Origin of the sequence: Roseibium sp., from assembly GCF_965276855.1 — a bacterium.
Classification (GTDB): Bacteria; Pseudomonadota; Alphaproteobacteria; order Rhizobiales; family Stappiaceae; genus Roseibium.
Genome location: NZ_OZ255700.1, coordinates 153674 through 175386, shown reverse-complemented (window position 1 = coordinate 175386; position 21713 = coordinate 153674). Strand labels below are relative to the sequence as shown.

At 56.7% G+C, this 21713-nt stretch carries 16 protein-coding genes; 3 read left to right on the top strand and 13 right to left on the bottom strand.

Annotation, left to right across the window (positions count from 1 at the left end):
- Positions 1-181: 181 nt before the first annotated feature.
- The 10 genes from ACQY4Z_RS00795 to ACQY4Z_RS00750 all read right to left on the bottom strand — a co-directional run bounded on the left by ACQY4Z_RS00795 (position 182) and on the right by ACQY4Z_RS00750 (position 15136).
- A complete protein-coding gene (locus ACQY4Z_RS00795; protein WP_428525807.1) occupies positions 182-1774 on the bottom strand; it encodes a glycosyltransferase in 1593 nt (530 codons plus the stop codon).
- Positions 1771-3291, bottom strand: a complete 1521-nt coding sequence (locus tag ACQY4Z_RS00790) for an HlyD family efflux transporter periplasmic adaptor subunit (RefSeq protein WP_428525805.1) — start codon at positions 3289-3291, stop codon at positions 1771-1773. Before ACQY4Z_RS00790 ends, ACQY4Z_RS00795 begins: the two co-directional genes overlap by 4 nt.
- A 345-nt stretch (positions 3292-3636) precedes the next feature.
- The gene (locus ACQY4Z_RS00785) at positions 3637-5862 is read right to left on the bottom strand and encodes a DUF4114 domain-containing protein (RefSeq protein ID WP_428525803.1); all 2226 of its coding nucleotides are present in this window, start codon (positions 5860-5862) and stop codon (positions 3637-3639) included.
- Positions 5863-6124: 262 nt separating this feature from the next.
- Positions 6125-7420, bottom strand: coding sequence for an FAD-dependent oxidoreductase (locus ACQY4Z_RS00780; RefSeq protein ID WP_428525801.1), 1296 nt, complete (start codon positions 7418-7420; stop codon positions 6125-6127).
- Between the two features lie 12 nt (positions 7421-7432).
- Positions 7433-9055 carry a GMC family oxidoreductase gene (locus tag ACQY4Z_RS00775; protein ID WP_428525799.1) on the bottom strand — a complete coding sequence of 541 codons (1623 nt, stop codon included), beginning with the start codon at positions 9053-9055 and terminating at the stop codon, positions 7433-7435.
- 12 nt (positions 9056-9067) lie between these two features.
- Positions 9068-9925: an ABC transporter permease gene (locus ACQY4Z_RS00770; protein ID WP_428525797.1), complete on the bottom strand. Its 858-nt coding sequence runs from the start codon at positions 9923-9925 to the stop codon at positions 9068-9070.
- A gap of 11 nt (positions 9926-9936) precedes the next feature.
- On the bottom strand, positions 9937-10803 hold the full coding sequence (locus ACQY4Z_RS00765; RefSeq protein ID WP_209175785.1) for an ABC transporter permease: 867 nt from the start codon (positions 10801-10803) through the stop codon (positions 9937-9939).
- Positions 10803-11924: an ABC transporter ATP-binding protein gene (locus tag ACQY4Z_RS00760; protein WP_428525795.1), complete on the bottom strand. Its 1122-nt coding sequence runs from the start codon at positions 11922-11924 to the stop codon at positions 10803-10805. The genes ACQY4Z_RS00765 and ACQY4Z_RS00760 overlap by 1 nt, the downstream gene beginning before the upstream one ends.
- A 149-nt stretch (positions 11925-12073) precedes the next feature.
- Complete coding sequence (locus ACQY4Z_RS00755) at positions 12074-13150, bottom strand: extracellular solute-binding protein (RefSeq protein WP_409691898.1); 1077 nt, start codon at positions 13148-13150, stop codon at positions 12074-12076.
- 498 nt (positions 13151-13648) lie between these two features.
- Positions 13649-15136 (bottom strand): PLP-dependent aminotransferase family protein, encoded by a 1488-nt coding sequence (locus ACQY4Z_RS00750; protein ID WP_428525792.1) that lies wholly within the window; start codon positions 15134-15136, stop codon positions 13649-13651.
- A 129-nt stretch (positions 15137-15265) separates the two neighbouring features.
- On the opposite strand from ACQY4Z_RS00750, the gene ACQY4Z_RS00745 reads away from it, so the two are divergent.
- Positions 15266-16372 (top strand): mandelate racemase/muconate lactonizing enzyme family protein, encoded by a 1107-nt coding sequence (locus tag ACQY4Z_RS00745; protein ID WP_428525790.1) that lies wholly within the window; start codon positions 15266-15268, stop codon positions 16370-16372.
- A gap of 2 nt (positions 16373-16374) precedes the next feature.
- Positions 16375-17868: an aldehyde dehydrogenase family protein gene (locus ACQY4Z_RS00740; protein WP_428525788.1), complete on the top strand. Its 1494-nt coding sequence runs from the start codon at positions 16375-16377 to the stop codon at positions 17866-17868.
- Positions 17869-17947: 79 nt separating this feature from the next.
- On the opposite strand, the gene ACQY4Z_RS00735 is transcribed toward ACQY4Z_RS00740, so the two are convergent.
- Positions 17948-18814, bottom strand: coding sequence for a hypothetical protein (locus ACQY4Z_RS00735; protein WP_428525786.1), 867 nt, complete (start codon positions 18812-18814; stop codon positions 17948-17950).
- The gene (locus tag ACQY4Z_RS00730) at positions 18811-20391 is read right to left on the bottom strand and encodes an acyl-CoA synthetase (RefSeq protein ID WP_428525784.1); all 1581 of its coding nucleotides are present in this window, start codon (positions 20389-20391) and stop codon (positions 18811-18813) included. Before ACQY4Z_RS00730 ends, ACQY4Z_RS00735 begins: the two co-directional genes overlap by 4 nt.
- A gap of 158 nt (positions 20392-20549) precedes the next feature.
- On the opposite strand from ACQY4Z_RS00730, the gene ACQY4Z_RS00725 reads away from it, so the two are divergent.
- A complete protein-coding gene (locus tag ACQY4Z_RS00725; RefSeq protein ID WP_428525782.1) occupies positions 20550-21356 on the top strand; it encodes an alpha/beta hydrolase in 807 nt (268 codons plus the stop codon).
- Between the two features lie 6 nt (positions 21357-21362).
- Here the strand turns inward: ACQY4Z_RS00725 and ACQY4Z_RS00720 are convergent, their stop codons facing one another.
- Positions 21363-21713, bottom strand: a complete 351-nt coding sequence (locus ACQY4Z_RS00720; RefSeq protein ID WP_422023893.1) for a PilZ domain-containing protein — start codon at positions 21711-21713, stop codon at positions 21363-21365.

Below are 21713 nucleotides of genomic sequence, written 5' to 3'. Positions count from 1 at the left end.
TCGGCATCCGCTAGTTATTGCGCGCTAGGCTCTGCAAATGAGTGGGCCCCGGGTCTCACCTCGTTCGCCCGGGGTGACCGCAGTGCCGGGAACAGTTTCTCCAGCCGTATTTCTGCCTCGGAGAGTGGAACATTTCCCGTCCCCCCGAAAACAGTTGCATTGTCCGGGCACAGCAGGCCACTCAGGCCGGCAGTCCGAGAACGTTGGCGATCATGAGACCACTCGGCGGTTCAATGAGGCCAGCCATCAGGCACACACCGACGAACAGCATCGTCACATAAAGAAGGGTGAGATAGCTGGCCATGAGGTTCTGTAAGGTGGCGAGCAGCCCGTCGCCTTCTCCTGCGCGCTGGTCGCCGCGGTTGGACCAGCGCTGTTTCGACAGACGGAAGATGCAGTAGACCTTCACCGACGCGTTGATCAGCTGATTGAAATAGAGAATGAACGGATAGCTGAGGTCGACTTTCCGGGCGTACTGGTAGAGAAACAGCGACAGCAGCATGCGGGTTATGCAGATAAAGACCACATATCCGAAGATGTAGTAGGGGTCATAGAGAAACGTGGTGCAGACAGCAAGCACCGGGCTCACCAGCATGGTCCACATGGAAACGCGCTGGTCCAGAAGGCACCACCAGATAAAGAACGGCATCCGGCCCGGCCCCAATGCCAGGGCGCGAGAACCATTGCGCAGCATGTTGCCAGACCAGCGGCGGAAGTTCTGAACCATCCGGTCCATGCCCGAACCTTCAATGACTTCAACCGTGTAGCCCATGGCATCGGGCACATAGAGCATGCGGCAGCCGGATTGGAGCATGTAGTACCAAGTGCTCTTGTCATCTCCGGACAGGAAGCGGAACTTCCCCCACAGCCAATGTTCCAGATGGTCTGCCTCGAGAAGACGAATAAACTTGAGCTTTGTCAGGTGGTTCGCCCGGAAAACGGACATCCGTCCCGTCAGGGTCAGAACCCGGCCGGAAAGGGAGTGGGATTGCATGGCCAGCCGGCGCTGCGCAAAGCGCATGGTCAGCCAGTTGGCAATCCAGCGCGGGCCGATGCAAAGCACTTCTTCATCTGTCGTACAGGCCTGCAGATCCGGGTAGAGTTTGAAAAGCGGCAGGCATGCACCAACAGCGTTTTTGGCCAGGATGAAGTCGCCATCCATGAAGATGATCAGGTCGTCGTCTTCCACGTCACCCCGGCTCATAGCACGCAAAACGAGGCCAATCGCCAAACGCTTGCCTGGCTGGTTCTGCCGGACAACATGAAGGGTCACATCGAGGTCGGACCACTCCCGGGCCAGAAGATTGGAAATGAGATCTTCGTCATATCGGTCGCCGGAGCCGAGCCAGATCGTGCCCGGAACACCGGCGTCCCGGATTTCGCGGCAGATCGACCGGATCACCTTTTCCGTGATGTCCCGGTGTTCCTTATAGGTCGTCATCATGAAGTGGAGGTGGCGGGGACGCCAGCCGTCATCCCACACCTTCTTCCCGGCATCCCGCATGGAGGGGTAGACAAACTTGCCATAGATCCACGCCCGTACCGCGTGAGTGAACCACCAGCCATAGCGCCAGATGCCGAGGATCCCTATGACAAAGGTGATCTGTTTCGTCGCCGGGCTGAAGAAGACATTTTCAAAGGTGGTCAACCCGACAAAACAAAGGCCGAAGTAAAGGCTGATCTGGAACAGCGCAAACGGTGTCCATTTGGCCAACCCCTTCGGTTGATGCGTGATTTCATCGACGTTGAAATCCTGTTGCAGGGACCGGCTCATGTCGCGTCTCCGATGTAGCCCGAGATCAGCCGCAAGACCTTGTTTGCGCGGTACCGCTCAAAGTAGACGGTGACGGGTGTTCCAGATTGGGGAAGGGCGCCCTCTTTTGCGACCAGGTCAACCTTTGCAGAGCGCGCATCCGGTGCCCTGAACCGGTGCATTTGTGTGGTCTCATCGATGAAACCGTCTGTGCGGCTGATCATATCCACTGTTGCTTCGATCCAGCGGTCTTCTGCCGGCACATAAATGCGAGCCGGGCTGCCCTTGCGGACCTGAGTGATTTCTTCTTGGGTCAGGAAGGCGGTGATGACCCGGTGATCGCTTTCTTCCAGAACCACAAGCGGGGCACCGGCTTTGAGCGTTTGACCATCGGCTGCAATCACATCCACAACAGCGGCATTGGAGCCAACCGTCACCGGCATCATTTCCGGTTGAGCGCGCAGCTCTTCCAAAAGCTTGGTGCGGAAGTCGACTTCCTGCTGCCAGCGGGCCACTTCGGCAATGCGTTCGGCCTTGAGGCCGCTGAACTTGTCGCCGTTCAGGATGCCGATGTTCCCGCCTTCAGCGCCCAGTTTCTCCAACTCGGCAACGTGAATGATGTGCTTTTCAAGCGCGCTCTTGGCTGTGGCCAGCTCAAGCTGTGCCGTGGCGAGTACATCCCGCTTCAGATAGCCCTGTTCAAACAGGGTTTCATATCTGTCTAAACGGTCACGCGCGGTCTCAACCGCAAGGTCCAGTGTGACCGTTTCTGCGCGGGCCTGCCGCAGATCATTGGCTGCAACGAGGCTGTAGCCATTTTCGCGATCGGCTTCGACTTGCAAATAAAGCTTGTGCTCGGAGAGCTCGACTTGCGCCTGCATAAGTGCGGTTTCGGCTTTCCGAATTTCGGAAATCAGAGCATCGTTCTCGATGAAGGCGATCGGAACGCCAGAAGCTGCAATATCACCAGTGCGCAGGTTCAGACCGGTGAGCCGTCCGGTGGCCGGTGCCGTGACTTCATAGCGTTCGGCACTGACAACTGCGGTCGAGACTTCCAGGCGGAAGAGCGTTGCGAAAATGTAGATCCCGACATACCCGAAGACTGCAATGCCAAGGACGAAATAGAAGAGCGTCATGACGATCTGTTTGATCGGCCAGCGGCGGACAGGGATTTCCTGTGCCGGATTAGGGTCCGGTTTGGTCGGCACCGGCGTGACCGGTGTATCGATGCGAACAATCGTGTCGGTGACGTCTGTCATCTTGCCGCGGACGAGATCCTCGACAAAGTGTTGCATCAAAGCGGTTTCACGCTCGCCTAGGTCCACGAAGCGAAAAGCGACTTCTTTGGTGTCTTCACTCGCACGAACGACTTCGGCACTTGCCTTCAAGGTGATGTTGAAGCCTTGGAACGGCAGGGTGCACAAAAGAGTGTGGTCCGATCCGACCTCAGGAAGCGGCGCAGAAAGGCCGGAGATCCGGCAACCGCCGAGCCCCCAATCCGCAGCATCAAAAGTCTGATCACCAAGGGTGACGCGCATCGGCGCTGTTACCCTGTAGTGCAGCCTTTGGCTGGGCCTTTCATGAATGATGTCCACTTTTGCAACCTTTGATCTCAACGACACCCATCTGTTCGCAAGGACGATGCCAAACTGTTGGGTGGACGATCAGAGGCGATGTTTGTTTTGGAGATCTAAAATAACTAATTGAAAAATATGCGGAAAAATTGCAGTTCACTTTGGGCGGAAAGCCGAGATTTGCAAAATGGGAACTTTGGAAACTTGAGCTCGGTCCTTTGACGCTTCCGAATTTGCAAAAATGGGTACCGGACCAAAAACAATAACGGCCGCGTTTTTTTCAAAACGCGACCCGGTCTTTTGATTTGCTTAGAGGATGAAGCAGTCGTTGTCGTGCAGGGCCGACACTGTCTGATTACCGACACCGACCAGCGTGCAGACCTCCTGATAGGCATCGTTGCCCTGGCGGTCGATCAGGAGGGTCAAGTCTTCACCAGCCATATCGACGTCCAGGCGCGCAAGCGCGGCTGAATAGTCGATGATTGTCGTGCCTGGCTCGCTTGAACCGCCACTGCCTTCACCATCCTCGCTATTCACGGCTTCGGTGACATAGGAGATCAAGGAGTGGAGCATCTGGCTGAGGTCGATCTTGTCAGTGCCGATCAGGAAATCCGTGATCGTGTCTGTGCCACCTGACAGGTCATAGGACCGGTAGACAAACGTATCGCTGCCTTCGCCGCCTGTGAGTGTGTCAGCGCCCTGGAGGGAGCGGATGGTGTCGTCACCGGCACCGGCTTCGATCACGTTGGCGTCTCTCGAGCCCTTCAGGATATCATCTCCGCCACCAGAGACGATGTTGTCGATGAACTTGATGGTATCGGTGCCGATCTCAAGACCATGAGCCTTCTTGTTGTGGAGCGAAATGGAAAGATCCACGTCAAAGGCGGAGTAATCAACGGTGTCGTTGCCCCGGCCGCCATGCATCATGTCATCGCCGGCGTCGCCGTAGAACGTATCGTCCCCATGCCCGCCATACAGCTCATCGTTTTGGCTACCGCCAATCAGTTCGTCGTTTCCGGATCCACCTTTCAGAACATCCGCACCCGCGCCTCCTGTCATGATATCGTCGCCTGAGCCGCCGATGAGACTGTCATCTCCGTGGCCGCCATCCATGGTGTCGTTGTCCGCACCACCTTTCAAATCATCATTTCCGTAACCGCCGATCATTGTGTCAGCACCGGAGCCGCCAACCAGAACGTCATCATCATTGCCGCCATCGAGGGTGTCGTCACCAGCGCCGCCTTTGAGCTCATCATTGCCGTAGCCGCCGCTGAGGTTGTCGACACCCGAACCACCAATGAGGCTGTCATCGCCGTTGCCGCCGTCGAGCATGTCATCACCGGTGCCGCCGATCATCTCGTCGTTGCCGGCTTCCCCATACAGGGCATCATTACCGTTGTTGCCGTTAAGCTTGTCGTTGTGGTTGCCCCCGTTCAAAGTGTCATTGCCGGAATTGCCGTAAAGATCATCTTCTCCGGAATTGCCTTGGAGGGTATCGTCACCGGATCCGCCGTGCAGATCGTCATGACCATTGTTGCCGGACAGATCGTCGTTGCCGGACCGGCCGTGCAACTCATCAGAGCCATCACCACCGACAAGAATGTCGTTGTCAGACCGTTCGATTTCGGCAACGGGATTGCCAACACCCTCATGGCTTGGGTCCGGATCGGTGCCGCTGTCGTCCTGCTGATAATGCGCATTGAGGACCAGAGCGTTTTGCACCCCGATATCGACGGTGAAGACACTGTCGTCAAAGTCCCGGTCGCCGCCGTTGTAAAGGTCTTCAAACCCGAGCGTGATTGTTCCAGCATCGGCTTTCAGGACGCCAGTGGTGTGCAGTATGCCATCCGGGTTCAGATCAACGGTCTCGCCGAAGGCTGCCGTATGGTAGGGGTTTGTGCGGATCATCGTCTCCGTGCCGTCCGCCGCGATGTGATACAGGCGCGGACCGTCGCTGTGGATGGTGGCCTGGTTGCCGTTGGAGTCTTTGAACATCAGCTGCGGGGCGTTTTCGCCCTCCTGCCGAACGTCAAGATCCAGGCCTTGATAGCCACCGTTGAGGCTGTAGCCATTGGAAATGATGAAGAAGCCAATCGTATCGCCGGCTTCAACATCGAGATATTCCCGGCTCTCGCCCTGAATGAGATTTCCGCCACTCCCTTGCAACGACGCATTTGGCCAGAGAATCTCAACGTCTGTAATCAGCCCGTCGTCCTGGACTTTGTAGTCTCCAAAAGTGTTTCGGTAACCAGCGGTTTCACCTTCAAACACAACTGACACTGGATGATCGTCAACGATCTCTATCCCTGCGACTTCCACGAGGTCAGGGCCGCCAGAGCCGTAGAGAATATCGTTGCCGTTGTTGCCGTAAAGAATATCGTCCCCGGTGCCACCCCAGACTTCGTCATTTCCGTTGTTGCCGGACATCACGTCATCCCCAAAGCGACCGGACATGACGTCCGAATGCCGGGTGCCGACAAGTGTATCGTCTTCATCCGTCCCGATCATGGGACGTGTTGCGGGCAAACTTGCCATTTCCTGTCTCCTTATTTCTTACGAAGGACGCAATCGAAGGAGGCAGTTGCAGGGAATGGGCCACTAACCTTACAGAATGTTCATGTAAGAAATTAGTAATTTCAATGAGATAGCGGAAGTATAGATTTGGATGCGAGCGATGTTACAGTTTTGCATGACCCCGTTTTCGATTTTGAGAAAGCCGCTCCGGAAAATGCAAAACTTGGATTTTGTGCCAATAAGCACTTCAGCTTATGAATAGCGGTGGGGATTATTGACCGCCCTAGAGACCCAGCCGGTCGCGGATCCGGTAGACCATGACCGAGGGTGCCAGAAACCAGGGATTACCGGTGTAGAACGGGCGTGTCGGGTTGGGGATCATCTCAAAGGCCGACGGTGTAGTCTCCCGCCCGGCTGCCTTGCGGCCAATGCGCATGCCCAGATAACTCGCCATGCCGACACCCGACCCACAGTAGCCGTTTGCGTAGAACAGGCCCTTGTCTTCGCCGCAATGGGCGAGCGTGTCGAACGTATAGCCGACAAACCCCATCCAGCCGTGACTGACCTTGAAAGGCCGCAATTCCGGGAAGAGGGCGCACATGTCCTGGTGAAGCTTGATCGCGCTGCTGCGGGGATCGGTCTCGCTCAAGGAGACGCGGCCGCCAAACAGAACGCGCTTCCGGTCCGGCGACAGCCGGTAATAGTAGACCAGCTTCCGCGTATCAGAGAGGATCCTGTCCGTTGGAAACAGACGATTCACGAGCTCTGTTGGCAGCTCTTCGGTCGCAATGACATAAGACCCGATCGGAATGACCCGGCGCTGATGCCATGGCGACAGGGGGCCGGAGTAGCCGTTTGTGGCCAGAATGACCTTCCCGGCGCGGATCTCGCCGCGTTCGGTCAGTATCTTGAAACCAGATCCGGTCCGATCCAAAGACAAAGCCCGGCAATTGCCAATGACATGAGCGCCGGTTTCCAGGACCCGGTTCAGCAGCGCCGGATGATATTTTGAGACATCAACACTGCAGTGATGCGGGAAGACGATGCCGCCGTGATAGGTCTCCGTGCGAAGCTCGGAGGCCATGTCTTCCTTTGAAACCATGAAGGCGTCCGGCTTCCAAACCGGATGCCCCGTTTCAGCTTCCTTTGCGAGCTTGTCATAAAGATGCGGCTTGTGGGCCCCGTGAAACCGGCCGACCTCCTTCAACCCCATGTCCAGACCGTCCGCTGAAAGCTGGTGCATGTAATCGAGAGACGCTTGGCCTTCCTGACAGAGCGCAGTTGCCAGCTCGTCACCATAACGTCTCGCCAAAGCGCCAAACGAGGGCTTCAGGCTGGTTGAAAGCTGGCCGCCGTTTCTGAGGCTACAGCCCCAGCCGGGATGTTCGGCATCGATCACCAGCGTGCCCAACCCCTCGGAGGCGGTCTGAAGTGCTGCATTCAAGCCGGTGTAGCCAGCCCCGATAATCAGGACATCGATTTCATCTGGAAGTTCCAGCTCGGGCAGAGAAACCTTGGGTGCAATGTCTTGCCAATAGGGCGTTGTCTTGTAGTCCGCCACAAACACATCGCTTCCCATGGTAGTCGTTCCTTATGCTGATCTGGCGTCTTCCAGAATAAGATCTGCGCCTCTTTCGCCGACCATAACTGCCGGGGCATTTGTGTTGCCGGATGTAACCGTCGGAAAAATCGAAGCATCGACGACACGCAAGCCCTCGACACCGTAAACCCTCAACCGCGGATCTACGACGTTGTCCGACCTGTCCGGCCCCATCCGGCACGTGCTGACTGGGTGGAAAACTGTCGAGCAGCGGTTGCGGACATCATCCAGCATCTGTTCGTCTGTTTGAACCTCCGGGCCGGGTGTCATTTCCGTCTCGATGACTTCCTGAAGTGCCGGGCTCGCCGCGATCTTCCGCAGCAGCCGGCATCCCTCGATCATCTCCTTGCAATCATGATTTGTGCTCAAGGAGTTCGGATGGATGGCCAATCCCTCGTAAGGGTCTGAAGACTTCAGCTCAACATGCCCGCGGCTGGTTGGCCGGGTCGGCTGCATTCCGAACAGGAAACCAGCGAAAGGATCCGGGTTCATCAGAGGCCGCTGTCCCTTCGGTGCCTTGGTGTAGCTGACCGGTGAGAAGTAGAGCTGCATATTCGGCCGGTCGCACTCCGGGTTGCTCTTCACAAACCCGCCGCCCTGATTGAGGCTGATGGAGAGCGGACCGCCGCGGGTCAGAACATACCGGATGCCCTGGGCCAGCTTTCCCCACCACGGGTAGAGCTGCTGGTTCAGGGTTGGAACCTTGGACTTGTAGAGATAATCAAGGCCGAGGTGGTCCTGCATGTTCTTGCCGACGGCAGCGCTCTGGACTTTGGGCTCTACACCCTTCGCCCGAAGCTCTGCGCCGTCTCCTATACCCGAAAGCATCAGGATCTGCGGTGAGTTGATGGCTCCCGCGCTCAAGATCACCTCACGGCGCGCAGTGACTGTCATCTCGCGGCCATCCTTGTCATAGATGACGCCAGTTGCCCGGTTGCCGTCCAGTATAACGCGTTTGGTGTGGGCTTTTGTCAGGATGGTAACGTTTGGCCGTTTTTTTGCCCGGGACAGATACGCCCGGGCCGTCGACATGCGAAAACCGCCTTTGGTCGTGATCTGGTAGTGACCGACACCGTCCTGGTCCGCGCCATTGAAATCCGGATTGAACTTGAAACCGGCCTGTTCGCTGGCCCGGAAAAAATTCTGACACAGAGGGTGTGCGTGCTTGTCCACGCTGGAAACATGCAGCGGGCCGTCACCGCCGCGGAACTCATCCGCGCCGGCATCGTTGGTTTCGGAACGCTTGAAGTAGGGCAGAACATCGTCCCAACCCCAGCCCGGATTGCCCATGGCTTTCCAGTCTTCGAAATCCGCGTGCTGGCCGCGGATATAGACCATGGCGTTGATCGAGCTGGATCCGCCAAGCACCTTGCCGCGTGGCCAATAGCCTGCGCGGTTGTTCAAGCCCGGATCCGGCTGGGTGTAGTACATCCAGTTGATGTGCTTGTTGTAGAACGCCTTGCCGTAGCCGACTGGCACCCAGATCCAGAAGTTCAGATCCGAGCCGCCAGCCTCCAGCACGCAGACCGAATACTTGCCGCTTTCAGACAAGCGGTCTGCGACGGCGGCACCGGCAGAACCGGCGCCGACGATGACAAAGTCAAACTCAGCCATGGTGTCTCCGCTCTAAGCGTTCTTGTCACGCTGGACGAGGATGGACAGCAATGCCAGCAGGCCGGAGCCCACCATCAGGAAGAACGAGACCGCGTTCAGAACCGGTGTCGAACCAACCTTGGCCATGCGGTCATACATGGTGATGGTGAGCGGAGCCTCGGAGCCGACCAGGAACAGCGTCGTGTTGAAGTTTTCAAACGACACCAGGAAGGCAACGATGCCTGCAGCAATCATTGCCGGCCGCAGAAAGGGCAGGGTGACCGTGCGAAGGACGCGCGCACGGCTGGCACCGAGATTGAATGCAGCCTCTTCCATGGTTTCGTCGAACTTTTTCAAACGTGCGGTGATCACCAGTGAGGTGATGGTCGCAATGAAGGAGAACTGGCCCAAGACCACCAGAAGCATGCCCGGCCGCAGGAACTCCAGTTCCAGGTCGAACTGGTTCTCCATGTAGTTCGCCGTGTCGCTGGCAAGAACCAGGATCGAGATACCGAGGATAACACCCGGGATGACTAGCGGAACGACCATGAGAATGTAAAAGAAGTTTTTGGCTGGAAAATCTCCGCGAACAAAGAGGAAGGCATTGGTCGTGCCGACGAACACCGACAGTGCTGCCACAAAGATCGCTATCACGAACGAATAGTAGAGCCCTTGAAGCAGCCGCCGGTCATGGAACATGCCAAGCTTCGGTTCAGTGTCGGAGAAGAACCAGTCCAGTGTGAAGCCTTGCCACGGCAACGCCGGGAACAAGCTGTCGTTGAAGGCAAAGGCACCGGCTGAAATCAGTGGAGCAGCCAGAAAGATGAAGAAGGCCAGTACATAGAGCCGGTATCCAACGAGGAACGGCGTTGTCTTGTTTGTCGCAAGCATGATCGTCCTCCTCAGCTCTTGGCAACGGTGTTGGCCAGCGTCTGACCACTCAGCTTCAAGCCGAGCCAGATGACGATGGATGTGAACAGCAAAAGCAACATACCGAAGGCCGCGCCGCCTTCCCAGTTAAACCGGGTGATGAACTGGTTGTAGATCTGCTCCGTGAACCAGCTGGAATTCTTGCCGCCAAGCAGGATCGGCGTGAGGTACGACCCGGCTGTCAGCATGAACGTCACGATGCAGCCGGCAACGATGCCTGGCATCGCATAGGGCACAATGATCTTGCGCAGCACGGTGAAGCCGTTGCCACCGAGATTGTAGCCTGCCTCGATCATGGAGTTGTCCATCCCGTCGAGGGTGGAAACGAGCGGTACGATCATGAATAGGATGACGGTGTAGACGAGGCCGATAATCACCGCGACGTCGTTGTAAAGGAACTCAACCGGGCTTCCGATAACGCCGGTCCAGACAAGAAAACTGGAGATCACGCCGGTTTCCCGCAGAAGAAGAATCCAGCCAAACGAGCGGATCAGGTCACTCACCCAAAGCGGGATAAGGCAGAGCAAAAAGAGCCCGCCGCGCGCCCGAGGTCCGGCGATCTTCGCGATGTAGTAGGCGATAGGGAAACCGATCAGCAGCGCCAACGCCGTCACCAGAAGGGACATCGACCCGGTGCGCAAAAGCGTGTTCCAGTAGATCGGTTCGTTGATGAACTCCAGGTAGTTGGCGAAGCTGTACTCGTAGACCCGCGGCGCTACTTTTTCCTTGAGCGACAGTATCACCATGCCGATGTGTGGCAGAATGATCAAAAGAATGATCCAGAGCGCAAAGGGCGCAAACAAGAGGATCAAAGAGAGACGTTTGATGTCCTTTTGCATCAGGCACGCTCCTCGTGTGCAAAGCACATGGCCTGCTTCGACGACCAAACCAGGCGAACCTCTTCACCCGGTTTGATGTCATTGTGGCCGGTCAGCGTGACATCAGATTCAATCAGCTCTCCATTTCCGGAGCGCACAAGAACCCGGCTGTTGGCTCCATTGAAAAGAAGGCTGTCGACGACACCATCCATCTGATTGTCGCCTTCAATGCCACCAGAGCCACTTTCCGATGCCCGGACCGTGTGGATGAATTCCGGCCGCACGAAGATGTCGACCTTGGCCCCTTCCGCGACCGTGTTCTGGCCAGCTGCGGAGAAGCTCATCGGCAAGCCTTGGGAGGTTTCGACCTTTCCGCCGGTGCCGTCGCTCGATTTGACGGTGCCTGACCAGCGGTTGCTGTCGCCGACAAAGCCCGCGACGAAAGCAGTCTTTGGCTTGTGATAAAGCTCTTGCGGTGTGCCGATCTGCTCGAATTCGCCCTGGTTCATAATGGCGACGTTGTCGGACATCACCAGCGCTTCGGATTGGTCGTGCGTGATGTAGATAAACGTGGTGTTGAACTGGTGCTGCAGCAGCTTCAACTCGATTTTCATGGCTTCACGCAGCTTCAGATCCAGCGCGCCGAGCGGTTCATCGAGGAGCAAAACGTCCGGGTCGAGCACCATGCAGCGGGCAATCGCGATCCGCTGCTTCTGACCGCCGGACAGCTGGTGAATTTCACGTTCCGCGACATCGGGAAGAGCAATTCGTTCCAGGACATCGTGTACTTTCTTTTTGATGTCCGCGTTGTTCATGCCGGTACAGCGCAAACCGTAAGCGATGTTTTCGTAGACGTTCATCATCGGGAACAGGGCCAGATGCTGGAACACCATCTTGACGTTCCGCTTGTTTGGCGGCGTTCCGAGCACGGACCTGCCCTTGATCTTGATATCGCCTGATGTTGGCTCCTCAAATCCGGCAATCATGCGCATCAAAGTGGTCTTGCCACAGCCGGATGGACCAAGAATGGAAAAGAACGAACCGCTCGGGATGTCGAAGGAGACGCCTTTGACAGCTTGGAAGGACCCGAAGTTCTTGGTCACACCGGCGCATTCAAGGTCGTATTGGGGAGTATTTGTCATTGTTTTGGACGCTTCTGGAGAAGTGAAGAAAGGTGGGGGGACACCGTGTGGCGGCATCCCCCGAGAATTAGGCCTAGGCTCTACGGCAAATTGGCCAATTGGCGGCAGCTTTTGTTCTGTTGCCGCCAATATTTGGAGTGGCCGGTCGCTTAGCCGCCTGTAGCTGCCTTGATTTTCTCCAAGGTTTTACCTTCCATGTCTTCCACGCCCGGGGGAATGTTGGCGAAGAACTTCAGGTTGTCGATGTCGGCATCACTAAAGGCCGCATTCACAGCTGCTTTCTTGTCTTCCGGCAGGAGGTCCTTGCCGCCCTTCACAGCTGCAATCGCACCGGTGCTAGCAGACATCAGGGTCACGTTTTCCGGACGCAGCACGAAGTTGATCCACTTATAAGCTGCATCATCGGCCTTGCTCTTGCGCGGCAATGCGAACGTGTCGATCCAGGCCAAAGCACCTGTTTCCGGCGGAATGAAGGTGATGTTCGGGTTCTGGTCGAACAGCTTGTAGGCCGTTGAATCCCAGGTTTCTGAGGCCACGATTTCGCCAGACAGCATCATAGCGCTGAGGTCGTCGCCGCCTTTCCAGTAGGCTTTGATGTTGGCCTTGCACTCGATGAGCTTGTCGGCAACCTTGTCGAGAATGCCCTGGTACTTCTCAAGATCGGAGTAAGCGTCGAACGGGTTTTCGCCCATGGAGAACGCGGTACCAAGCAAGATCGTGCGCTTCAGGCGCATGGAAGTCTTACCCTTGTAAGCCGGGTCACAAAGATCGCCCCAGCCCTTGAAATCCGGCGCTTTGGTCTTGTCGGCCATCAGACCGGATGTGCCCCACTGGTGCGGAACAGCATAGACTTCGCCGTCAATAGTCGTGTTTTCCTTCACGCCATCCAGAAGCTTGGCTTCCATCACGTCCGTGTCGATCTTGGAAAGATCAAGCGGCTTGTAGATGTCGTATTCCAGCTGAGCCGCGTAGATGCGGTCATGGCTTGGCTGAGCGAGGTCAAAACCTGCACCGCCCGTGGCACGCAGTTTGGCGATCATTTCCTCGTTGTTGGAGAAAGTCACCTCGACCTTGATATCAGGATACTCGGCTTCGAATTTCTGGATGAGTTCATCCGGAGCATAGGATCCCCAGGTCAGAAGCCGGAGTGTTTCAGCTTGTGCCGCGCCTGCGCTAGCAAGCATTGTTGCCGCCAGCAGGCCGGTTAGAGTTGATTTGAATTTCATTACATCCTCCCTGGATTGGAAATGGTTCCCTATGAGGCATCCGGCCTCTGTGGGATCCTGGAATATGCGGCCAGTGCAAGGGCTTACTGACCAAAACTGCGGCGGAGCATGGATAATACCCGCCACCCTTCATATTGCTAAATATACTTATTCACCAGTGACCCTTCGGGTTTTCTTCAAAGCTTTGGCCCAAGTGTTGTCCAACTGGAAAAGCCTCTGGTGCGGTATATTTCACTATTCAATTCAGCACGAAAATGGTTTGTCCTGGCATGACCTGTTCGCTCATTAAACGCAGGTTCTTGCTGGCTGTCCCCTCTGCGAAGATCCCGCACTCAGGCAGATCAAGACCTGCCGGTAGTGCCGGAACTGCAGATTTCAGCCGCGCCTGACGTCCCTTCACCGCGCTGAAGTTCCTAGGGAGAGACGGTAAGTATCAATTGGACTGCAAAATATATCCATTGCAGATAATTTTTCAGACCAATTGATAAAAGTGGTCTGCTATGTGAGGCGGCATATCGGCAAGACGTCCTTAAGTGCCTGAATACCTTTTCGGATGTCGTCCGGGCTTGCACTGCCAAATCCGAGAACCAGGCCACGCTGTTGAATATCCGCCAGAGCATAGCGGGAGAGCGGGGCCGTTGTGATCCCGCGTGCTGCGGTTTCAGATACGATCCGCTGTTCATCCAGATTGGCGTTGGTCAGGCCAACGGCGTGGAAGCCGCTGCTGGTTGGTTGGAGGTCGATGTCGCCTGCAAGGCTGGAAGCTGCACCCATCAACGTATCATGCCGCTCTTTGTACACCTGGCGCATTGTGCGGATGTGGGTGGCGAACATGCCTTCATCCATGAATTCGGCAACCATGGCCTGCGTCACGGTCGGGACACCGCTGAGCCAGGTAAGAAAGATTCGCTCAAAACTTTCTACAAGCCCTTCAGGCGCCAAGAGGAACCCAAGTCGAAGGGCAGGGAACAACGACTTTGAGAACGTCCCGACGTAGATTACACGATCGTGAGTATCGATGCTTTTCAAGGTGGGTGGCGGCTGGTCGCCGTAATAAAACTCCCCGTCATAATCATCTTCAACGATCATGGCGTCCGCTTCACTTGCGGCTTTCATAAGGGCGAGTCGCCGCGAAAGGCTCATGACGTTGCCGAGCGGCTGCTGATGCGAGGGGGTGACAAAAGCCAAGCGGAAATGCGGGGCTTTTTTCAAGCCGTCCTCAACACACAAGCCTTCTGCGTCCACGTCTACCGGGATGGGTTGAGCGCCGATGGCAACGAAGGCATTGCGCGCTCCAATCGCACCAGGGTTTTCGAACCAGATCGGTTCGCCCGGATTGACGAGCATGCCGCCGATCAGGGAAAACGCGCGTTGTGCGCCGTTTGTTATGAAGATCTGTTCCGGGGCGCATTTGATTCCACGTGAGGCGTTCAGCTGACGTGCAATTGCCTCTCGCAACGGCGTAAATCCGAATGGTTCGCCATAGCCCGCAATATCGTCCCGGTCTTTCCGCCAATGCCGCGCAGACAGCTTCGCCCATTGGGCCATCGGAAAGGCGTCGAGCGCGGGGAGGGCCGTGACAAAGGCTTGGGATTTGTGCGGCAGCCGTGTGCGGACCTTGAAGTCGGGGATCGCATGTTTGGAGGCATGGGACAGACGCGGGATGGCCTTGATGTTGTCGTTCGACGACGGCTTTGGCCTCGGCTCAAGTCGGGCGTGCAAAGCGTCGCTCACGAAAGTGCCGGCGCCTACACGGGCTTCCAGAAGGCCTTCCGAGATCAGCCGGTCGATCGCATCAATTACCGTTGTCCGCGAAACGCCGATCTCCTGGGCAAGGGTTCGTGTCGCTGGCAACCGATCGCCTGGCGTCAATGCGCCGGTCAGCAACAGATCCCGCAAAGCCATGTAGAGTTGGATCGAGATTTTCTTATCAGCGTGCTTGTCAATCTTGATCGATGACAGAACCGCCCCGGCATGCCGTTTCATCGCAATTCTCCAATTGGTCTGGGAGATTGCGCAAAACGGACCTTCTATCAAGTCCAATTCCGAATAACTTGATAGTCCAATTACAAGAAAACTGCGCTCAGGGAGCCTCGTTCAAGGACCGCAAGCCCCATGAAAATACAATCAATCGAGACATTTACCAATGAATTTGTCTGCTTCACCCGTGTCACGACTGACAGCGGTGAAACGGGCTGGGGACAGGTCGCACCTTACTACGCCGACATCACGGCCGAAGTTGTGCACAGGCAAGTGGCGCCTTACGCGCTTGGAGAAGACGCGCTTAAAATCGATCATTTGATGGACATTATCCCGGATCGCGAGCACAAGTTTCCCGGATCCTATCTGCGCCGCGCCATGGGCGGTCTCGACACAGCGCTATTTGACCTGCGCGGCAAGCTTGAGGACAAGCCAGTGTGCGAACTGCTGGGTGGGACGCCAGGCAAGGTTCGCGCCTACGGGTCGTCCATGAAACGGGACATTACGGCTCAGGATGAAGCGGACCGCCTGAAGCGGCATCAGGACGAGCGCGGCTTTACAGCGTTCAAGTTCCGGATTGGCGCCGAGTGCGGCCGGGATCAGGATGAGTGGCCGGGCCGAACGGAAGAAATCGTGCCGCTGATGCGCAAGAGCTTCAGTGACGAGACCGCGCTGCTGGTCGATGCGAATTCCTGTTATTCACCGGCGAAAGCGATCGAGGTTGGCCGGTTCTTGGAGGCCAACGGCATTTCCCACTACGAGGAGCCGTGCCCTTACTGGCATTATGACCAGACAAAGCAGGTCACTGATGCGCTCGACATTGACGTTACCGGCGGTGAGCAGGACTGCTCGCTGGTCGACTGGAAACGCATGATCGATGAAAAAGTCGTCGACATAGTTCAGCCGGACATCTGCTATCTCGGCGGCATGGTGCGCACGATGAAAGTCGCGCAAATGGCTCATGAGGCAGGTATCCCGTGCACTCCGCATGCGGCGAACCTGTCCCTGGTGACGCTGTTCACCATGCACTTGCTGCGTGCCATTCCGAATGCCGGAAAGTATCTGGAATTCTCCATCGAGGAGGAAGACTACTACCCGTGGCAGTATGACCTCTTTGTCAAATCGCCGTTCGATATCATCGAAGGCAACGCGATTGTGACGGACGCACCAGGCTGGGGCGTTGAGGTCAATCCGGATTGGCTCGCCAAATCCACATACAAAATCAGCTCTCTGGAAGGCTAATCATGGCGTCTCAACAAGACCTGATCGCCGAATACGAAACGACCGGCACCCTTTCTGCGTTGCCGCTTGGCCATTTCATCGGCGGCGCGTTTTCGCAGCCCTCGCACAACCGCACCATGGAAAGCTTCGACCCGGGCAGGGGCACAGCTTTTGCGCGGTTCACGGCTGGAACGTCTGAGGATGTTGACGCAGCTGTTGTTTCCTCTCGGGAAGCATTCGAAACGGTCTGGCGCGATATGGCGCCGGTAGAACGGGCGCGTATTCTAACCAAGACGGCCGAGCTGATCCTGGAAAACTTGGATCTGCTAGCGGTGGTCGAAACACTCGACTGCGGAAAACCGCTTCAAGAATCGATCGGCGATGTTCGTGGTGCCGCGCGGACCTTCGAATATTACGCGGGCGCCTGCGACAAACTGCAGGGCGACAGTTTCCCTCTGGCGGGCGATTACATTGGCTATTCGATCCATGAGCCGGTCGGAGTGACAGCTCATATCATCCCGTGGAATTTCCCGATTTCAACCGCCGCACGCGGCTTCGCACCAGCGCTGGCCGCAGGATGCACTGTTGTCGCAAAACCGGCCGAGCAAACGCCGTTCACCGCGTTATTGTTGGCAAAAATCCTCTCTGACGCCGGTTTGCCGGATGGCGTCTGCAATGTGGTGACTGGAACGGGCATTGAGACAGGTGCACCGCTGACCCAGCACCCAGGTGTCGATCACATCACCTTCACCGGATCGGTTCAGACCGGCAAGGCCGTGATGAAGGCGGCAGCCGATGATGTCACCCGCGTCGTTCTGGAGCTGGGCGGCAAATCGCCTGTAGTTGTGCTTGCCGATTGCGACTTGGAACAGGCCTTGAACGGGGTCATGGGTGCGATCTTCGAAAATGCCGGTCAGATTTGCTCCGCGGGGTCGCGCCTTGTGATCGAAAAATCGATCCACGAGGAGTTTGTCTCCGAACTTGTCAATCGCACAAAGGCGCTGAAGATTGGTCATGGTCTTAGCCAGCCGGAGCTTGGACCTGTGAACTCCGCCGAACACCTTGAAAAGATCGCCGGCTTCATTGACCGGGCAAAGGACCGGGGTGCAAAGATCGCTGTTGGCGGTAACGTCACAACGGACCCGGCCACGGGCAAAGGCTGGTTCTTTGAGCCGACCATCGTCGATGCAGTTCCGGCCAAGGATGAGCTTTCCCAGGAGGAGATCTTTGGCCCGGTTCTGACCGTGCAGGTGGCAGACGATGTAGACCATGCGCTGGAACTGGCCAATGATTGCCAATACGGCCTGGTTGCCGGCATCTACACATCGAACTTTGCCAAGGCGCATCAGCTCGCGCGCAAGATCGATGCAGGTCAAATCTACATCAACGAGTATTTCGCGGGCGGTATTGAAGTGCCGTTCGGCGGCAACAAGAAATCCGGTTTTGGCCGGGAGAAGGGCATCGAAGGTCTGAAGAGCTACTGCAAGACCAAGAGCATTGCGGCAAAGATCAGCTAATCCGTCACTTTAGCGATCGCGGTTCCGCGAAGGCCGGTTTTCCGTTCCCCGGATCCGGCCTTTTCTTTTTTTTGAGGTCTCAGTCTTGCGCGACCAGCAGCAGCTCGTTGGTCACCAGGGTCGGACATTTTCCGGGCGTCGCATGCCCCAGAAACAGGCCCTTGTTGAGATCGACCGTCCGCAAGGGCAGGGACAACTTCCCGTTCTGCCGCTTTCCGGCACCGTTCTGCAGCAGGATCTCTGAGATCAGGCCAGTCATCGGTGGACCGTCTTCGAATTGTGCGCCTGCTAGGCTGCCAATACCATGAACGGAGTAGCTGGCCCCGGGAAGCCGACTACCGAGTTCGGTTATGCCTTCATAGAGGTCTGTAAACGGCCCAAGTGTGGTGATAAGCGCGTTGGTGGACGTTCCGGACAACGCTTCAGGCTCGGACTTGACCCGAAAAAGCTTGAATTCGGTCTCCGGGTCTAAAGAGGCTTCGAACCGAGCCCCGACGAGCCCGTAACCAGTGATTCTTGCGCCGTCAGCAATCGTGAGTGTCTCCGGAAGGAGATGTCCCAGGTGCCAGGAGCCATTTTCCTGCCAGTAGGCGTGAATATGTGCAAACCAGTTTCCGTCCCGCCAGCCGAGAACCGCGACAGCCTCTTTCAGAATCGTCCCATTTGAGGAATGCGTATCGCTGTACCAGGCCGCATGGCGGTCATCGACTGCCCGGTCTGGCATGACATAATCAAAGGCAGCCAACTGAACGCCGGAAAGATCGAGGACGGCGGAGGACAACCCGGCGCAATCCGCCCAGCGCCCCAATATTGCGAGCAAAGGCTCGCCAGCTGAAACCTGACATTCAACTTTCACTGCATGGCACGGCGCATATGGCATGCGGTCCTGTGCCTGCGGGCCGGGATGCCGGATATCGCCGAGCGTCTGCGGAGCAGGGCGCCTCATAGCAGACCTTTTTCGGTCAGGAATTCGCGCACGAGCTTCTTTGTGATCTTGCCATAGGCACTCGTCGGCATTTCCTCGATGAACAGATAACGTCCCGGCATCTTGTAGCGGGTAATTTTGTCCTTGAGGAACTCGCTGAGCTCGACGGCGTCCGTTTGTTGGCCAGTCTCCTTTACACAGACGGCGAGGCCAACTTCACCCCATTGCGGATCCGGGATGCCCAAAATCGCGACCTCGGAAACGGCGGGATGGGTCAGCAGGATCTCCTCGACCTCCTTGGGGTAAATATTAGAACCGCCGGAAATATACATGTCTGACGCACGGCCAGTCAGATAGAGATAGCGTTGTTCGTCCATGTGGCCGATGTCGCCGGTCCGGAACCAACCGTTGCGGAAGGATTTGGCGTTGGCGCTATCATCGTCCAGATAGCCGGCGCAGACAGCTGATCCGACGACGCAGACTTCGCCAGTCTCATTCGGCCCGAGGATCTTGCCGGTCTCGTCCTGAATGCTGACTTCGATCCCAGTTCGCTCCACGCCGCAGGTTCCGACCTTTGCGTTGGGTCCATCATCAACGGTGTGCTCGTTCGGCCGCAGCACCGTGATGTTTCCTGTGACTTCTCCGAGGCCGTAGTACTGTACAAGAACCGGTCCAAGTGCCTCCAGCGCTCGCTTTTGGTCTTCGCGGTACATCGGCGCCCCGGCGTAAATGAGGTGACGGAGGCTGGAGTGATCGAATTGGTCAACACATGGGTCTTCAACCAGCCGCTTCACGATGGTCGGCACGGTGAACATGTTGGTCACCTTGTGCCGTTCAATCAGCTGGAACGCGTCATGCGGCCGGAAGCCGCCCTTCGGCATCAGGATGTGCGCCGACCCGCAAGAGAGCTGGGCAATCAATTGAAGGCCTGCCCCGTGGGAAAGAGGTGCAATCACCAGCGAAGCGTCGGATTCGCTGGTTCCGGGCAAAAGATCGGCCATGTAGTTGACGACAACGAAACCGATTTGCCCGTGTGTGAGAACGACCGCTTTTGGCCGTCCCGTCGAACCAGACGTAAAGAAGAACCAGCACGGGTCATTGTGATCGACCTCCGCATTGGCTATCCGCGCGTCAGCGTGCTTTTCAAGCAAGGCCTCATAAGACACGCCGAACGCGCTTTCACCAATCGTGACGATGCCGGAAAGATCCTGACATGCGGCTGCAACCGCCTCAGCTTGGGCCGCATACTCCGCATCACAGAGGAAGACGGTCGCCTTGGATTTTTCGGCCGCATAAGCGGTTTCCCCAGGTGCCTGTCGGAAATTGCAAGGCACCCAAACGGCACCGAGCCGGAAGGCCGCCAGCATAATCTCGATCATCTGATGCGAGTTCTGCGCTTGGACCAGCATCCGGTCACCCTTGGCAATTCCGAAATCCGATGAGAGTGCGCTGCAGAGAGCCGAAACCCGGTGGTCAAGATCCTGCCACGACCAGGTTTGATCTTCCCAGACGATGGCTGGACGGTCCGGCCAACGCTTGGCGTTGCGTGTCAAGAAGTGCGCAAGGTTCGCCACGCGATTGGAACAGCGCTCTATCATCAGATGAGGTCCTCCCTGGACTTTTGTGCTGACAACCTAGGGCGCACGGGTCTGATTTGACAAGCAATATGAAGGATCTATCAGCCATTTCATTTCCCGCCCAAATCATGCAAGGATGCGCGCCGGTTTAATTTCGCATGCAGTTGCAGGACGGTTTTATGACGACTTCGCCCGACTTTGATTGGAATGATGCTTACGAAAACGGCGCCTATATTGAGGACGCTCAAAGCTATCCGGCGCGGTGGGCCGATGAAGCCCTCGAATTCCGGTCGGGCTGGATCAAAAAAGACATCGACATCATCTATGGCGATACGGACCGTCAGCGTCTGGACCTTTTTCACTCTGAAGACAAAAGCAGGGGTCTGGTGGTCTTTGTACATGGTGGCTACTGGCGCCGCTTTGACAAATCCTACTGGTCGCATTTGGCGCGGGGCGCGCTTCGAAGCGGTTGGTCTGTCTGTTTGCCTAGCTATGAATTGGCGCCAGACGTTCGTATCCCGCAGATTACGGCGCAGATCGGCACGGCACTCAACAAGGCCGCGCGGCGGGTCGAAGGACCAATCCGTCTGTCAGGCCACTCTGCTGGCGGCCATCTTGTCAGCCGCATGATCTGTGAAGATACACCGCTCAATCCGGACGTGATGGAGCGGATCGAAAAGGTTGTCTCCATCAGCGGCCTGCATGATCTTCGGCCCTTGATGAAGACGTCGATGAATGATGACTTTTTGCTCACCGAGGCTGACGCGGTGAAAGAAAGCGCTGCCTTGCAGAAACCTGCCAAAGACTGCCCTGTGACGGCCTGGGTTGGTGGTGACGAGCGGCCTGAATTTATTCGCCAGTCACAGCTGCTGGCGGAGGCCTGGGACAACGCCAAGGTGTTTGTAGACGAAGGCAAGCATCATTTCGATGTCATCGAAGGGCTGATCGACCCGGCAAGTCCGCTGACAAGTGAGCTGCTTTCGTAATTGCATCTAGTCTTCAACGGCATAGAACCGTTGTGCGAGGCGTCGGACACCGGTGTTTTCATAGTAGCTGATCGAGGCAGGGGGAACCAGATAGGCAACCCCGGCCTCCAGTCCGTCGCGCCAGCTTAAGCGGACTTCCGCGATCGTCCGCTCGTTCACGTCAAAAACATAGAACTCCTTCGGCAGGGGTATGTCTTCATTCAGCAGGATCCGAAGGCCGCCCGCGGAAATGTCTCGCGTGGTGCAGTCACAGATGTATTCGTTGGTCAAGCTGGCGAGTTTTGCGGGCCGCAGGCGAGTGCGCCGGCGCGGAAACAACCGCTTTTGAACGGCATCCATTGTTGCTTGCCGGTTCAA

Bases quoted from the DNA above. Each gene is read 5' to 3' on its own strand.
- ACQY4Z_RS00795 (WP_428525807.1), bottom strand. From the start codon at position 1,774: ATGAGCCGGTCCCTGCAACAGGATTTCAACGTCGATGAAATCACGCAT.
- ACQY4Z_RS00790 (WP_428525805.1), bottom strand. From the start codon at position 3,291: ATGCGCGTCACCCTTGGTGATCAGACTTTTGATGCTGCGGATTGGGGG.
- ACQY4Z_RS00785 (WP_428525803.1), bottom strand. From the start codon at position 5,862: ATGGCAAGTTTGCCCGCAACACGTCCCATGATCGGGACGGATGAAGAC.
- ACQY4Z_RS00780 (WP_428525801.1), bottom strand. From the start codon at position 7,420: ATGGGAAGCGATGTGTTTGTGGCGGACTACAAGACAACGCCCTATTGG.
- ACQY4Z_RS00775 (WP_428525799.1), bottom strand. From the start codon at position 9,055: ATGGCTGAGTTTGACTTTGTCATCGTCGGCGCCGGTTCTGCCGGTGCC.
- ACQY4Z_RS00770 (WP_428525797.1), bottom strand. From the start codon at position 9,925: ATGCTTGCGACAAACAAGACAACGCCGTTCCTCGTTGGATACCGGCTC.
- ACQY4Z_RS00765 (WP_209175785.1), bottom strand. From the start codon at position 10,803: ATGCAAAAGGACATCAAACGTCTCTCTTTGATCCTCTTGTTTGCGCCC.
- ACQY4Z_RS00760 (WP_428525795.1), bottom strand. From the start codon at position 11,924: ATGACAAATACTCCCCAATACGACCTTGAATGCGCCGGTGTGACCAAG.
- ACQY4Z_RS00755 (WP_409691898.1), bottom strand. From the start codon at position 13,150: ATGAAATTCAAATCAACTCTAACCGGCCTGCTGGCGGCAACAATGCTT.
- ACQY4Z_RS00750 (WP_428525792.1), bottom strand. From the start codon at position 15,136: ATGAAACGGCATGCCGGGGCGGTTCTGTCATCGATCAAGATTGACAAG.
- ACQY4Z_RS00745 (WP_428525790.1), top strand. From the start codon at position 15,266: ATGAAAATACAATCAATCGAGACATTTACCAATGAATTTGTCTGCTTC.
- ACQY4Z_RS00740 (WP_428525788.1), top strand. From the start codon at position 16,375: ATGGCGTCTCAACAAGACCTGATCGCCGAATACGAAACGACCGGCACC.
- ACQY4Z_RS00735 (WP_428525786.1), bottom strand. From the start codon at position 18,814: ATGAGGCGCCCTGCTCCGCAGACGCTCGGCGATATCCGGCATCCCGGC.
- ACQY4Z_RS00730 (WP_428525784.1), bottom strand. From the start codon at position 20,391: ATGATAGAGCGCTGTTCCAATCGCGTGGCGAACCTTGCGCACTTCTTG.
- ACQY4Z_RS00725 (WP_428525782.1), top strand. From the start codon at position 20,550: ATGACGACTTCGCCCGACTTTGATTGGAATGATGCTTACGAAAACGGC.